General features: G+C 47.9%; 15 protein-coding genes. 3 read left to right on the top strand and 12 right to left on the bottom strand.

Going from position 1 to position 15,098, the window contains the following annotated elements:
* Nucleotides 1-15 precede the first annotated feature (15 nt).
* The 6 genes from atpH to dapF form a co-directional block, all read right to left on the bottom strand.
* On the bottom strand, nucleotides 16-564 hold the full coding sequence (gene atpH / locus IEV98_RS08795) for an ATP synthase F1 subunit delta (RefSeq protein ID WP_188505483.1): 549 nt from the start codon (nucleotides 562-564) through the stop codon (nucleotides 16-18).
* 28 nt (nucleotides 565-592) lie between these two features.
* Nucleotides 593-1,093, bottom strand: a complete 501-nt coding sequence (locus IEV98_RS08790; RefSeq protein ID WP_188505482.1) for a F0F1 ATP synthase subunit B — start codon at nucleotides 1,091-1,093, stop codon at nucleotides 593-595.
* Nucleotides 1,094-1,183: 90 nt separating this feature from the next.
* Nucleotides 1,184-1,399 (bottom strand): ATP synthase F0 subunit C, encoded by a 216-nt coding sequence (gene atpE / locus IEV98_RS08785; protein WP_188505481.1) that lies wholly within the window; start codon nucleotides 1,397-1,399, stop codon nucleotides 1,184-1,186.
* Between the two features lie 45 nt (nucleotides 1,400-1,444).
* Complete coding sequence (gene atpB / locus IEV98_RS08780; RefSeq protein ID WP_188505480.1) at nucleotides 1,445-2,527, bottom strand: F0F1 ATP synthase subunit A; 1,083 nt, start codon at nucleotides 2,525-2,527, stop codon at nucleotides 1,445-1,447.
* A 14-nt stretch (nucleotides 2,528-2,541) separates the two neighbouring features.
* Entirely contained in the window at nucleotides 2,542-2,931 is a 390-nt protein-coding gene (locus tag IEV98_RS08775) for a hypothetical protein (protein WP_188505479.1), read from the bottom strand.
* 3 nt (nucleotides 2,932-2,934) lie between these two features.
* Nucleotides 2,935-3,729: a diaminopimelate epimerase gene (dapF, locus tag IEV98_RS08770; protein ID WP_188505478.1), complete on the bottom strand. Its 795-nt coding sequence runs from the start codon at nucleotides 3,727-3,729 to the stop codon at nucleotides 2,935-2,937.
* Nucleotides 3,730-3,931: 202 nt separating this feature from the next.
* Between dapF and IEV98_RS08765 the strand changes: the two genes are divergently transcribed.
* A complete protein-coding gene (locus IEV98_RS08765; RefSeq protein ID WP_188505477.1) occupies nucleotides 3,932-5,512 on the top strand; it encodes a Do family serine endopeptidase in 1,581 nt (526 codons plus the stop codon).
* A 78-nt stretch (nucleotides 5,513-5,590) separates the two neighbouring features.
* On the opposite strand, the gene IEV98_RS08760 is transcribed toward IEV98_RS08765, so the two are convergent.
* Nucleotides 5,591-6,001 (bottom strand): BrxA/BrxB family bacilliredoxin, encoded by a 411-nt coding sequence (locus tag IEV98_RS08760; RefSeq protein ID WP_188505476.1) that lies wholly within the window; start codon nucleotides 5,999-6,001, stop codon nucleotides 5,591-5,593.
* A gap of 484 nt (nucleotides 6,002-6,485) precedes the next feature.
* Here IEV98_RS08760 and ahcY point away from each other — a divergent pair, with 484 nt between their 5' ends.
* Nucleotides 6,486-7,802, top strand: a complete 1,317-nt coding sequence (gene ahcY, locus IEV98_RS08755; protein ID WP_188505475.1) for an adenosylhomocysteinase — start codon at nucleotides 6,486-6,488, stop codon at nucleotides 7,800-7,802.
* Between the two features lie 38 nt (nucleotides 7,803-7,840).
* Here ahcY and IEV98_RS08750 read toward each other — a convergent pair whose 3' ends face one another.
* Both IEV98_RS08750 and IEV98_RS08745 read right to left on the bottom strand, forming a co-directional pair.
* Nucleotides 7,841-8,395: an AAA family ATPase gene (locus IEV98_RS08750; RefSeq protein ID WP_188505474.1), complete on the bottom strand. Its 555-nt coding sequence runs from the start codon at nucleotides 8,393-8,395 to the stop codon at nucleotides 7,841-7,843.
* Nucleotides 8,396-8,463: 68 nt separating this feature from the next.
* Nucleotides 8,464-8,967, bottom strand: coding sequence for a hypothetical protein (locus tag IEV98_RS08745; protein ID WP_188505473.1), 504 nt, complete (start codon nucleotides 8,965-8,967; stop codon nucleotides 8,464-8,466).
* 283 nt (nucleotides 8,968-9,250) lie between these two features.
* Here IEV98_RS08745 and carB point away from each other — a divergent pair, with 283 nt between their 5' ends.
* Nucleotides 9,251-12,067: a carbamoyl-phosphate synthase large subunit gene (gene carB / locus IEV98_RS08740; protein WP_188505472.1), complete on the top strand. Its 2,817-nt coding sequence runs from the start codon at nucleotides 9,251-9,253 to the stop codon at nucleotides 12,065-12,067.
* Between the two features lie 59 nt (nucleotides 12,068-12,126).
* On the opposite strand, the gene IEV98_RS08735 is transcribed toward carB, so the two are convergent.
* The 3 genes from IEV98_RS08735 to IEV98_RS08725 are packed head-to-tail and all read right to left on the bottom strand — an operon-like array spanning nucleotide 12,127 to nucleotide 15,068.
* The gene (locus tag IEV98_RS08735) at nucleotides 12,127-12,855 is read right to left on the bottom strand and encodes an anaerobic ribonucleoside-triphosphate reductase activating protein (RefSeq protein WP_188505471.1); all 729 of its coding nucleotides are present in this window, start codon (nucleotides 12,853-12,855) and stop codon (nucleotides 12,127-12,129) included.
* Nucleotides 12,785-12,967: an anaerobic ribonucleoside-triphosphate reductase gene (gene nrdD, locus IEV98_RS24580; protein ID WP_188505470.1), complete on the bottom strand. Its 183-nt coding sequence runs from the start codon at nucleotides 12,965-12,967 to the stop codon at nucleotides 12,785-12,787. The genes IEV98_RS08735 and nrdD overlap by 71 nt, the downstream gene beginning before the upstream one ends.
* Complete coding sequence (locus IEV98_RS08725; protein ID WP_188505469.1) at nucleotides 12,945-15,068, bottom strand: ribonucleoside triphosphate reductase; 2,124 nt, start codon at nucleotides 15,066-15,068, stop codon at nucleotides 12,945-12,947. The genes nrdD and IEV98_RS08725 overlap by 23 nt, the downstream gene beginning before the upstream one ends.
* Nucleotides 15,069-15,098 lie beyond the last annotated feature (30 nt).

The following is a 15,098-nucleotide window of genomic DNA, read 5'->3' as shown; positions in this document are numbered from 1 at the left end:
TATTATTTGCTATACTCAATTCACCACCTGCGTTTCAAAGTGACGCTCCAGCTTCTTCAGCTTACCTGTTATACTGGCATCAACTTGCTTATCGCCCACCTTTACAATGAATCCACCGATCAGCGATGGATCTACCGTATTTTGTAGGATCACCGCCGCATTGATCTCGCTCGCTATCACGCGCTGCAGGGCATCTAGATTTTTCGGGGAAAGCGCAACTGCTGAAACGACCGTAGCATGTACGATGCCTTTCACTTCGTTGTATTCCCGGACGAATTCGCGCGCAGTTGCGTACAGGATACCAGCACGTCCCTTTCGCACCATGATGTGGAAAAAAGCCGTGATGGACGGATGGATTCGTTGCGCAAACAACGCATCCAGGATATTACGCTTTTTATCCTGCTTCATAATGGGATTCTTGAGCACGGCTTGCAGTTCCTTGTTGGCATACAAAACGGCTACAAATTGATCCATATCCTGTTTCACCACTTCCAGGTTTCCCTGCTCCTGTGCCAAATCGATCAGTGACTTGGCATATCGCGACGCAACTTTAAACTCCGACATATCGTTATGCAGTTAGTTTCCGGGCAAGTTAATTCAACTTCACGTCCTTCAGCAAGTCAGCCACCAATGCCTCCTGCTTCTGTTCGCTTTCAAACTCTTTTTGGAGCACCTTACGGGCTATCTCCAATGAAAGTGACGAAACCTGGCTTTTCACTTCAGCCAATGCCCTTTTCTTTTGGTCCTCAATTTCGCTTCGGGCCTGTTCAATTAGTTTCGCACCTTCGGTTTGGGCGAGCACTTTGGCATCCGCTACCAATTGATCCTTCAGTTCCTTCGCTTCCTTCAGGATGACATCACGTTCGGCACGGGCTTGCTTCAGCAACTGCTCGTTCTCGTTGGTGAGGCGTGCCATTTCTTCCTTCGCCTTCTCAGCGGACGCCAACGCGTCTTCGATGGATCGTTCCCGTTCGCCGATGGCCTCCATGATGGGCTTCCATGCAAATTTCTTCAAAAGAACCAACAGCAGCAAAAATGCAATCAGTGTCCAAAATACCAATCCGTAACTCGGATTACCAATATCAAAATTCATATACGTATGTTGTCTTAAATCTGATTTCGTGTTAAAGAAGGCCGGACACCAGACCAACCGTCAGGCGTCCAGCCTTTTTTTCAGTAAACCTTAAGAAGGGTTGTTACCCATCAAGGCCACAACGATCGCAAACAGTGCAGCACCTTCGATAAGGGCCGCTGCGATGATCATCGCGGTCTGAATTTTTGAAGCAGCCTCAGGTTGACGAGCGATACCTTCCATCGCCTTTCCACCTACCTGTCCGATACCGATACCAGCACCGATTACTGCTAATCCGGCACCAATTGCCGCAATTGAACCTACCATAACAAATTTAATTTAATGTATATTAATATTATATTGCTGTACAACTCAATGATGTTCCTCTACCGCCATACCGATAAACAGGGCAGTAAGTAGGGTAAAAATAAAAGCCTGCAATGCAGCCACCAATAATTCCAGCACATTCATAAACAATACGAATGCCAGTGAAATCGGAGCTATCGCCAAAGACTGGAATACGAATATCAACGAAATCAAGCTCAAGATAATGATGTGCCCCGCCGTAATATTGGCAAACAAACGAATCATCAACGCAAATGGCTTCGATATCACGCCGACCAGCTCTACTGGAATCATGATCGGGTACAGCCACCACGGCACGTCAGGCAATAGGATATGTTTCCAATAATACTTGTTGCCATTGATATTGACTACGATCAAGACGACAAACGCCAACACGAACGTAACGGCTATGTTTCCCGTAACATTCGCCGCGCCCGGAAAAATTGGGATAAGCCCCAACAGGTTGTTAAACCAAATGAAAAAGAAAATTGTCAACAGCAGCGGCATGAAACGCGCATAGGTATGCCCGATATTAGGGCGGGCAATATCATCCCGCACAAAAAGGATAATCGGTTCGATAAACGACTGAAACCCCTTGGGTGCCTTGCCATCCCGCTTTTTGTATGCGCGGGCCACTGACGAAAAAAGCAACACCAATATAATCACGGATAGGAACATGGATGCCACATTTTTCGTGATAGAAAAATCCCATACTTTTTTCGATGCAGCTTCATCTACTGCCCCAGCTGCATTCACAACCTGGATTTTCTTTTTATCTACCAACCGGTAGGTATAGTATTTACCTACGTAATCCTGCTCACCATGATGAAATTGGGAAGAGAGGAAAAATTCCAGTCCGTTATCCGTGTACAGGATAATAGGGAGTGGTATGGAGGTATGCCCCCAAAGGTGCCAGTCGTGCGCATCGCTGATGTGCTCCATGATCACTTTAGTGGGCTCAAATTTTTCGTCACCATGTGCCCCATGGCTTGCTGCTGCGGTAGCAACAGTAGCGGAATCTGCAGTTTGCGCAACAGAAAAGGTTGTTAAAACGGCGAAAATTGCAATGAAGCTGATTTTTTTTGAGTCGAAAAAGTGCCTAAAATCCATCTATTCCCAATTTTTTACGTCTGATTTTGGTCGCGCAAGTTACGCAACAAACATATAACTTCAAAGACCGTAAACAAGAAATATAACGAAAAAAAGTTAATAGCCGTAAGCATCTTATTTTCAGGATATTTTATTATCAGTATCGCAACTACGGCCAAACAGCCAAACAGCTTGAGGAAAAGCCCTCCAATCAGGCTAAAAATGGACAGTTCGCCCCCCCGCCGGATACCCAGGTCGCTCAATAGGTAAGCGACAAACGTAGTGATTGCAATCACTACGAAAAGTAACCAGAAATAAGGGCTCAGTACTGGCTGACCAGCCAAAAAAAATTGCAGCACAATGGCCGAGCATGCCACCAGCGATGCAAATCCGAGAAAATATACGGAAAAACGAAGTAACGTCATCAACTACCAAGCTATTTCGCCCTTGAAAACAAATGTTGCAGGTCCCTCCAAAAAAACACGGGTAAAGCGCATTCCCTCCTTGACGAAACGAATAGTGAGGTTCCCCCCTTGCACTCGGATGGGCGTCTGGAATACGCCATCTACGCCATTGTGCCACGCCACGGCCAACGCAGCGGCTGTCGCTCCGGTACCGCAAGCCAATGTTTCGTCCTCAACCCCTCGTTCGTAAGTGCGCAAGTGATAGCCGTCCCCATCCACTTCCACAAAATTCACATTGATTCCTCCGTCACGATAAGCATGACTATAACGTATTTTTCGGCCTTCCTCCACTACCGCGAAATTTACAAGGGTATTCTTACTTACCAGTTTTACATAATGCGGTGAGCCGGTGTTCAATATATACGCATCACCATCCTGTTCGATCAGGTCGACGTCGTTCATCTGCAGGCTTATCCAGCCTGCCTGGCCGTGCACCTGGGCATGGTGTACGCCGTCCACTGCCAAAAAGTCAGCCTCTCTGTCTATAATTTTCAGGTCGCGCGCGAAGGCCACGATACACCGCCCACCATTGCCACACATGCTCCCTTGGCGGCCATCCGCGTTGAAGTATACCATTTCAAAATCATGGTCAGCCACATCCTGCAACAACATCAAACCATCAGCGCCGATTCCAAACCGCCTGTCACAGAGATGCTCCACTAAATCCACATTCCCACTGTCAAACAGCCCGTTGCGGTTGTCAATGACAACGAAATCATTGCCTGCTCCCTGGTATTTATAAAATGTATGCGTTACCATATCTTCCCCCATTAACGCCCCAAAGGTAATGATATCCTTTCAATAATTCAGCACGGGAATCCTGCACCGCTCACCTGCTTACTTTAACATTATTTAACAGAAAAACGGGCCTTTCCATTTGCTTTAGCAGGTTAAATGGTATTACATTTGAACAATCTTTTCACAGTAAAGATTGCTCGACTTATAACGATTGGAAATTATCATGAAAAAATTAGGATTAACATTACTGACCGCGCTGGTAGGCGGCTTGATAGCTGTAGGCGGTTATAAACTGTTTGAAAGCAAACAGGAGCAGAAAATGTCATTCGAGGAAAGGCAACAACTGCATTACGCAAATAATCCAGTGCCTGAAGTCGTATCCTCAACCGGAAATCCGGATTTCACCCAAGCGGCGGCTATGGTAGCGCCGGCGGTGGTCCACATCACCACTACTTATCCGGGACGATCCGGTTCAAGGGGCTATGGTGGTGGGAGCCCCATGGATTTATTTGAGGAGTTTTTTGGGATGCCTCGGCAGCAACAGCCGCAGCGTTCGCAACCGCCTGCACAGGCCACCGGGTCTGGCGTCATCATTTCGGAAGACGGCTATATCGTTACGAACAACCATGTTGTCGTAGACGCGAACAAAATAGAAGTGCAACTGACAAACAAACGTGTCGTTGAAGCTAAAATCATAGGGCGTGATCCAAACACCGACCTTGCCTTAATCAAAATCAACGAAAAAGGCCTTCCCTTCGTGCGATTTGGCAATTCCGACGAAGTGCGTATCGGCGAGTGGGTACTAGCCGTTGGCTACCCCCTGGGCTTGGAATCGACCGTAACCGCGGGCATTGTCAGCGCAACCGGGCGTTCCACGGGCATCATTGCGCGCGAATTGCAGCAAAGGCAATACCAACAACGTGGTGGCGGTTATCCGCAGTCGGATGAGGAACCGATGGTTAATACCGCCGTTGAATCATTTATCCAAACAGATGCCGTCATCAATAAGGGAAACAGCGGTGGTCCATTGGTCAATGCAAGCGGTGAGCTTATTGGCATCAATTCCAATATTATGACGCCAACGGGCACCTACGCAGGTTATGGTTTCGCTGTGCCTGTCAATCTAGTAAAAAAGATTGCCGATGATTTCATCAAATTCGGCCGGGTTAAACGCGGCCTGATTGGCATTACGTTCAGGGAACTCAGCCCTGCAGCGGCCAAGGAACTGGAAATAAACGATGTAAACGGCCTGTATGTAATTGATGTGGTTGACGGAGGCGCTGCAAAAGAGGCCGGACTCAAAGAAGGCGACATCATCACGAAGTTGGATGGCCGCCTCATCGCCTCCTCATCGGATCTACAAGAACGTATTTACAGGTTGCGGCCAGGCGATAAGGTAAAATTGACCTACAAACGCGAAGGTAAGGAACGCGATGTAACCGTCACCCTGAAAGAAGACACGAGTTCAGCTGAGAAGGCAGATGAAGCCGATAGCGAAGCAAAACGTAGTGCCACCGAAATCTACAACAAATTGGGTGCTGGTTTTGTACCGGCAGATAATGCTAAGAAGAAGGAATTGGGAATTTCTTCCGGTGTGGTAGTTACTCAAGTGCACCAAGGCGGATTGTTTGACTACTTTAATGTACAACGCGGATTGGTTATCACACACATTAATGGGCAGGCAGTAAACAGCGCCGATGATGTGGAATCCGCACTCGCCAATTCCGAACGGGGAATCATACATGTGGTGGGTGTACCGCAGCGTGGTAGCCGAGTGGAACTGCGGATACCAATTGAGTATTGATCTTGTTTTGCCTTCAGGCCAAAAAGAAAGCCGGTGCAATGTGCACCGGCTTTCTTTTTGGAATTAAAAAATCAAAAATTAGCAATACTCGTCAAATGCAGCCAATAAATTATCGGCAATCATTTGGGCAGGACGTCCTTCGATCTGGTGCCGTTCAATCATGTGCACCAATTTTCCGTCTTTAAACAAGGCCATAGCCGGCGACGAAGGCGGGTAAGGCAGCATATAGGCACGAGCCTTGTCAACCGCATCTTTTTCCATACCAGCAAAAACGGTAACGATCTTATCCGGATGCTTTTCATTTTTTACCGCCGCGACTGCAGCCGGGCGAGCATTGGCAGCAGCACAACCGCATACGGAATTAACCACTACAAACACAGTTCCCGGCTGTTTGATTATTGTATCAACTTCTTCGGGGGTTTTTAGTTCTTCAAAACCAACGTCAGTCAGTTCTTTGCGCATCGGCGCTACAAGGTATTCGGGATACATGGTATTAGTCCTTTCTGTTTGTTTAATTAAAATTTCAGCAAAGATACAGCAATATAGCGCGCTTCGCAAATGTAGCGCCTCACTGAAATGTCAGAATTCTATGAAACCACCTAGTTTAAAATTTTCCTAAAGGTCGCGATGAATCCCAAGAATGCGCTGCATCGCTGATGTAGTTCCTGCCCTCTACTCATCCTGTTCGTATCCAGTATATCTCCAGTATATACCCAGTATATCTTCAGTATTTATCCAGCTTTTAGTACTGTATAGATACTGGATATTAATTGAAGGACAACTTGATATCACTCGTATCTTAGGGGACTATCCTCCGGTTTTTCCCTGTAATACGGTAGGAGAAGAACCTGCGCAGCCAATCCAAGCGTTGCTGACCGAACAATATCACGGCCAGCCAAATATCCCGATTTGGAAAATCCGCTGCTAAAGCTGTATCTTTGTCGTCGATTTATTCATATAAGTTTATTATACCATGTCATCAATAGACACCGCTTACACTCCGTATAAAGTAAAGGATATCAGCCTCGCCGAATGGGGCCGTAAGGAAATTGAACTGGCCGAAGCCGAAATGCCCGGCCTCATGGCCCTGCGGGAAGAGTTTGGGGCCTCAAAGCCTTTGAAGGGAGCCCGCATTGCAGGCTGCCTGCACATGACCATTCAAACGGCCGTGCTCATCGAAACACTTATTGAACTGGGTGCCGACGTTACTTGGTCTTCCTGCAATATCTTTTCCACGCAAGACCACGCTGCTGCAGCGATTGCCGCTGCAGGCATACCGGTATATGCTTGGAAGGGCATGAGTGAGGACGAGTTTAACTGGTGTATCGAGCAGACACTGTTCTTCGGCGAAGAGCGCCAGCCGCTCAATATGATCTTAGACGATGGTGGCGACCTCACCAACATGGTCTTTGATAAATACCCCGAATTGATCGACGGAATCAAAGGGCTTTCCGAAGAAACCACAACCGGCGTGCACCGGCTGTATGAGCGCATGAAAAACGGCACCTTGCATCTTCCGGCTATCAATGTGAATGACTCGGTCACCAAATCCAAATTTGACAACAAGTATGGATGCCGCGAATCGCTGGTTGACGCCATCCGCCGGGCTACGGATCTCATGCTAGCTGGAAAGGTTGCCGTAGTTGCGGGATATGGAGACGTAGGCAAAGGTTCCGCCGAATCGCTAAGCAGCGCCGGCGTACGTGTCATCGTTACCGAAATCGATCCAATCTGCGCATTACAAGCTGCCATGGAAGGCTATGAAGTGAAGAAATTCGCTACGGCGGTCAAAGAAGCCGACATTGTCGTAACGACTACTGGTAACCGAGACATCGTTCGCGGCGACCACTTCAAAGCCATGAAAGACAAAGCCGTGGTCTGCAACATTGGCCATTTCGACAATGAGATCGACGTGGCCTGGCTCAACAACAATTACGGGCACACCAAAGTGGAAATCAAACCTCAGGTAGATAAATATACCATTGATGGCAAAGACGTCATCCTATTGGCGGAGGGTCGTTTGGTTAACTTGGGTTGCGCCACCGGACATCCCTCTTTCGTAATGAGTAATTCGTTCACCAACCAGACGCTTGCTCAAATTGAGTTGTGGGCCAACAGCGAAAACTACGAGAATAAAGTATATACGCTTCCCAAATTCCTCGACGAAAAAGTAGCCCGGCTGCACCTCGCCAAAATTGGTGTGGAGTTGGATACACTGGATAGTCATCAAGCCGAATATATCGGCGTTCCGGTAGAAGGTCCGTACAAGCCGGAGCACTACCGGTATTAAGCCCCAGATACTGGCTGCAAAATTTAATGAGAGAGCCGCTATCCGCGGCTTTTTTTACTTGACAGGTATTGCTGAACGGCTCCCAAAGCGTTCTGAAATCTATCCGCTCCCAACCCGGATATGACTTCATACTTGGCATCGATTGCCTGTAATTCGTGATGCCATACCTGCATGAAATGCTTCCTCAACTGCGGAAAATCACGCATGGGGTCATCCTCCCAAGGCAGGTCAATGTCCATCAATAGAAAAAAATCATATTGCTGTATTTTCAATGCCTCATGTACCTCTTCGGGCGTGTATCCAAAGAGGTGATCGCACCAAATCTTGATGGTAAGGAACATCGTGTCGCAGATCAGGAGGTTATGCTGAGCCAGGGGCATGAGGCTCCGCTCTAGTGCCAATTGCCCATAAAACATATTCATTTCATCCTGTTGCGTATATTCCCGATTGAGGTTGCGGCAATATTCACGCGCATATTCCGGTACGCATACGGTGTCGTAATCCCGGGCTAAGCGTTCGCCGACAGTCGATTTACCCGTCGACTCGGGGCCCACAACCGCTATTTTGATCAACTGATTTTCACGTTTCACCATCTACAAACATAAAAATTGCCATTGGCTTCTTCAACCAATGGCAATTACTTTACGGAATAAACCGCTTACTAAAATACGTAGCGAGCCGTTAAGCCACCGTTCGCATAGAAGCTATTGTAGTAGTCATAGCCACTTACAATCGTTATTGTAGGCCGGATATCAGCCGAAAAAGCAAAAGGTGCGTTTTTCAACTTGTAATCCACACCTCCTGTAGGGAAAATACCAGCATTAAATCCGCTCCTGTCATCAAAATCAGAAAACGTGTTAGATAAGACGAGACCACCGCCTACGAACCATTTGAATCCTTCAATATCACCAATAGGGAAATGGTGTTGATAAGCTCCAGACAAGGAAAGGTTTGTCCATTTCATTCCACCTACGGAATAGGGACGGACACCTAAATCAAACTCCAACGCGGCCGGTTGGCTGATAAATGTCTTGAAAGCAGCAGCAACAACATCATAATAACCGGAACCGAGACGCAGACCGATGGAGTTTTTGTAATCAGTCTGTGCAGACGCTGTCAATGCGAATGCCGCAAATACAGCCATTAATGTCAATTTAATTTTCATAGTTTTATCTTTTTGATTTTTCAACGCCCAAAAGTAAAACATTCCTTGGTTAGCAAAAAATTATTTAAACAAATAAGAAAAAATACCTAAAAACAGGTAGTGGAAAAAGGGCTTAATACAGATTAAACTGTTATCTGAAATTATTAACCAATTATTACATGAAAAAAACATACCTTTGCACTCCGACAAAACAGTCGGAATATCCTCCCGATTTATCCCAGGCTTTCCCGCTGTTTTGACATCAAGCGTATCGTTGAAAATTATTAACGTTTTTCACCATATAATGCCCAGAAACACTTCCATCAATTCGGTTTTAATTATCGGTTCAGGTCCCATCGTCATCGGACAGGCCTGTGAATTTGACTATTCGGGGTCACAGGCTGCCCTCTCGCTCAAGGAGGAAGGGATCGAAGTATCCATCATCAACTCCAATCCGGCGACCATCATGACCGACAAGGTGATTGCCGACCATGTGTACTTACTGCCTTTGACTTGCGAAAGTATTGAACAAATCCTACAGGAACAGCAAATAGATGCTGTACTTCCCACCATGGGTGGGCAGACCGCACTTAACTTGTGCATTGAGGCATCCGAACGGGGAATTTGGGAAAAATACAATGTCCAGGTTATCGGTGTGGATGTGGCCGCCATTGAAAAAACCGAAAACCGGGAAGCATTCCGTCAATTGATGGTCGATATCGGTGTCGGCGTAGCTCCTTCAAAAATAGCGAACTCATTCCTTGAGGGCAAAGAGGCGGCCCAGAATATCGGATTTCCATTGGTGATCCGCCCATCGTACACCCTGGGTGGTACCGGCGGCGGCTTTGTGCATAAAAAAGAAGATTTCGAAGCCGCGCTCAGTCGCGGGTTGCAGGCATCGCCTACCCACGAAGTGTTGGTAGAACAAGCGGTATTAGGCTGGAAAGAATTCGAGTTGGAGTTGCTGCGTGATGGTAATGACAATGTCATCATCATCTGTACCATCGAAAACTTTGATCCGATGGGTATCCATACTGGCGACTCCATTACCGTAGCACCCGGTATGACCTTGAGCGACCGCTGCTACCAGGAGATGCGCAACCAAGCCATTAAAATGATGCGCGCTATCGGTAATTTCGCCGGTGGATGCAACGTACAGTTTTCCGTCAACCCGGAAAATGAAGATATTATCGCCATCGAAATCAACCCACGGGTGTCACGCTCATCTGCATTGGCTTCCAAAGCAACCGGGTACCCTATCGCCAAGATTGCATCGAAGCTCGCGATCGGCTACAACTTGGATGAAATCGAAAATCAGATTACGAAAACCACGTCGGCCTATTTTGAGCCCACGCTCGATTATGTGATTGTGAAAGTGCCCCGTTGGAATTTTGCAAAGTTCAAGGGTGCCAACCGCGAACTCGGGCTACAGATGAAGTCGGTCGGCGAAGTGATGGCCATCGGCCGTACCTTCATCGAAGCATTGCAGAAGGCCTGCCAGAGCTTAGAAATCGGTCGCCATGGCCTCGGCGCCGACGGCAAACAATTACGCAATCTGGAGGAAATCATGTATAGCCTCGAACACCCGAGCAGTGATCGCCTCTTCCACATCAAGGATGCGTTTGAGCTTGGCGTCCCACTGGAATCTATTCGCAAAGCAACCCACATCGATAAATGGTTCTTACAGCAAATCCAGGAGTTGGTAACCTTAGAAACTGAATTACGGCGTTATCAACTGAACAACATCCCCAAGGATTTCTTCATTACATTGAAACAAAAGGGGTACTCCGATGAACAAATAGCGTGGCTGCTCGGCAATGTAACCGAAGATGAGGTTTATAACCGACGCAAGGAGCTGGGTATCCGAAGGGTATACAAGATGGTAGATACCTGCGCTGCCGAGTTTCCAGCGCAAACACCCTACTACTACTCGACTTTTGAAGAAGAAAACGAATCGATCGCATCCGATAGGAAGAAAATCATTGTACTCGGATCGGGTCCCAACCGGATTGGCCAAGGCATCGAATTCGACTATTCCTGTGTACATGGCCTGTTAGCTGCTAAAGAAGCCGGCTACGAGTCCATCATGGTCAATTGCAATCCTGAAACGGTATCCACCGATTTCAACATGGCCGACAAGCTCTATTTCGAGCCGGTCTATTGGGAGCACGTACGTGAAATCATCGAACTGGAAAAACCGGTGGGGGTAATCGTTCAACTGGGTGGACAGACCGCATTGAAGATGGCTGAGCAGCTCGAATCCAACGGTATCCGGATTATCGGTACGTCCTTCCAGGATATGGATCTAGCGGAAGACCGCGGCCGTTTCTCCGACCTGCTTAAATCACTGGATATCCCCTACCCAAAATACGGCGTAGCGGAAAGTGCCGAAGAAGCGCTCGAGGTGGCCAAGAATGTAGGTTATCCTGTGCTCGTACGGCCAAGCTATGTACTTGGCGGCGAACGCATGAGCATCGTTATCAATGACGAAGAACTCGAGACGGCGGTTGTGAAACTGCTGCGCAACCTGCCGGGTAACCGCGTGCTCATCGATCATTTCCTCGACCGCGCCGAAGAGGCCGAATCTGATTCTATCAGTGACGGTGACGATGTGCACATCATTGGAATGATGGAGCATATCGAACCTGCGGGAATCCATTCCGGCGACTCAAGTGCCGTGCTCCCACCATTCAGTCTGTCTGAAAATGTGCAGGAAAAAATGGCGGAATATACCATCAAGCTTGCCAAGGCACTTAACGTACGTGGTCTACTCAACATCCAGTTTGCCATAAAGGATGAAAAGGTATACGTCATCGAGGCCAATCCAAGGGCTTCCCGGACCGTTCCCTTCATTGCCAAGGCCTATGATGTCCCCTACGTAAATATCGCCACCAAGGTCATGCTCGGTACCAATAAGCTGAAAGACTTTACCATCGCGCGTAAACTGAAAGGCTATGCTATTAAAGAGCCGATATTTTCGTTCGATAAATTCCCGGATGTTGATAAACAGCTCGGTCCCGAGATGAAATCCACTGGGGAGGCCATTCGTTTCATCAAGGATTTGGACGACCCGTTTTTCAGGGAAATGGTTGCAAAGAAGTCAATGTACCTGAGCAAGTAAAAGCCCATCTTAACAATATAAACAGCCCCAGCACCCTAAAGGTAGTTGGGGCTTTTTTTTTAGCCGCGCTCCACCACCGCTATGCCATCGACCGATAGCTCCGAAAAATGCGCATATTTTATGGACCGACATAACTTGCCAAGCACAGGCACGCCGTTTACATAATGCTGTATATAATATGGGCCGCTATATGCATGCTGCTGTAGGAAGCCGACCATCGCCCGCAGGTCATCGCGTGTAATCAATTCACTGTGTACCGTGGTACGTAGCTCAAACGGCACGCTGGAGCAATTGAGCAACGACAGGCTCTCGGCGAATTCGGGAAATAGCGTCGATTCGGTAATTGCCTGATAGCGATGTTCCAGCGCCTTGAAATCAAGGGCGATGTAATCGACAAGTCGGCGGGCAATCAGCCTTTCCAGCACCTTTGGCCGCGAACCGTTTGTGTCTATCTTCACGTCAAAACCATATTCCTTGGCCGTTTCAAGCAACGGGAAAACCGTGGGATGCAAGGTACATTCCCCCCCACTCAACACTATACCCTGCAATAATCCTTTGCGCGACCGGAGAAACGTTAGTGCCTCCATTATGGACACAACGCCTTTACCCAACACGATATCCGGATTGTAACAATATGTACAACGCATATTACAGCCTGCAAACCAAAGAATGCAGGCTGTTTTGCCTGGGTAATCCAATAATGTAAACGGGGTAATGCTATAGATGGGCGTTGGCACTTCTTTCGGTAAAATGCGTGCGTTGCCGATGCTCCCCTTTCTTTCCGACATTGAAACTCTCTACGGGGCGGTGGTAGCCCATCACCCGGGTGTAAACCAAACATTTGTTACGTTTTTCCTGATATTGCTGCAATATCAGGTCATGTTGCTGTTGTATATTCATCACATACTAAATTTTGATAAGTTGTTAAAATCAAGTCATCGCATTTCGGGCAATACGTATGCTCGCCATCGAGATACCCGTGTTTAGGACAAATACTGAATACCGGCGTAACGGTGATATAAGGCAGTTTGAAGTTATTGATTACTGTACGCACGAAATTCCGACAGGCTTCCGGCGAGCTGATGCGCTCACTCATATACAAGTGCAACACCGTGCCTCCGGTGTACTTGCATTGCAAATCGTCCTGCAAAAGCAGGGCTTCAAACGGGTCTTCGGTATAGTCTACGGGCAACTGCGAACTATTGGTATAGTAAATGTTCTCGCCTTGCCCCGCTTGCAGGATCTCCCGAAAGCGCTTCTTGTCTTCCTTGGCAAAACGGTATGTTGTGCCTTCGGCTGGCGTGGCCTCCAGGTTATACAGATTGCCCGTATCTTCCTGGAATTCCCGCATGCGCATGCGGATATGTTCGAGGATGGCAGTGGCGAAAGTGATTCCGCCTTCGGAGACAATATCGGCGCGATCCGCTGAAAAATTCCGGATCATTTCATTCGTACCATTGACACCGATCGTGGAGAAATGGTTACGGAAATGCGACAAATAACGCTTGGTATAGGGATACAAGCCACGATCATACAAATCCTGGACAAATTTCCGCTTCTTCTCCAACGTCGATTTCGCGATAGCCAACCAATGGTCCAATCGCCGGTACAATCCGGTCTCATCGCCTTTGTACAGGTAGCCCAGACGCGCCATATTGATCGTCACAACGCCGATGCTTCCAGTCATTTCAGCACTGCCGAACAATCCGTTTCCCCGCTTCAACAATTCCCGCAAATCGAGCTGCAACCGACAGCACATGCTTCGTACTGCGTTGGGCTTATACGCCTCGGGATTTTCCACTCGGTTGCCCGACGCGTCCAGCAAATACTGGCTTCCGACGAAGTTCTGGAAATAAGAAGACCCGATTTTGGCCGTATTCTCAAAGAGCAACAGCGCATTTTCACTCTCCCAGTCGAAATCTTCGGTAATGTTGACTGTTGGAATGGGAAACGTAAACGGTTGCCCGTTGGCGTCGCCTTCTGTCATGACGATATAATACGCCTTGTTTATCATGTCCATTTCCGGCTGAAAATGTTTATAGCATAGGTCTTCCAACGCAGTCACGCCGCGCTGTTGGGCAAGTTGGATCAATTCCTCGTCCTTCAAACCCGTGAAGAGGTGGGCATCCCCTTTTGTCGGTACCTGTTCCTTCAGATCCTCCGGCACATTCCAATCCAGCGTAATATTCGTGAATGGCGACTGGCCCCAGCGCGCCGGCACATTGACATTATATACGAAACTGCGGATGGCCTTCAATACCTCGCGAAAGGGTAATTGATCCTTAAACACGTAGGGCGCCAAGTACGTATCAAACGAACTAAATGCCTGTGCCCCGGCCCATTCACTCTGTAAGATGCCTAGGAAATTAGCTAGCTGCCCCAATGCCGCGCGAAAATGGGATGGCGGCCGGCTTTCTACCCGTCCGCGTACGCCGTTGAAACCCTCATTGAGCAATACGCGCAGGCTCCATCCGGCACAATAGCCCGTCAGGCAATCCAAATCGTGGATATGGATATCGCCATTCCGATGTGCATACCCCTCCTCCTTGCTATACACCTTGTCTAACCAATAATTGGCTATTACTTTTCCCGCGGTATTGTTCACGAGCCCGGCACTGGAGTAAGAAACGTTCGCGTTAGCATTGATGCGCCAATCGGTCCTGCCGATATACTCTTCAATGGTTTGCGAGCTATCGATATACGTCGTGGCTTCACTTAACCCATACAGGTGTTCGCGCTGGAGTTTCCGCGTATGCCGATACAGCATGAAGGAACGCATCACTTCAAAGTGCTGCCGATGGTGGAGCACTTTCTCGATATAATCCTGTATTTCCTCCACGGCCCACGTATCTTGATGTGCCAGCAACTCCATCACGGCGTTGTACACCGCTCCCTCCGGCTGCTGGGATACACTTTCGAATGCCTTTTTTATGGCATCGCTTATCTTGTAAGGCTTGAACGACTCATAGGCCCCGCTTCGTTTGATGACATATTTTTCCATATATAAAACATTTGCATATACAAAACTAGC

The organism is Parapedobacter pyrenivorans, from assembly GCF_014636865.1.
Lineage (GTDB): Bacteria > Bacteroidota > Bacteroidia > Sphingobacteriales > Sphingobacteriaceae > Parapedobacter > Parapedobacter pyrenivorans.
This window is presented reverse-complemented; position numbering and strand designations above follow the sequence as displayed.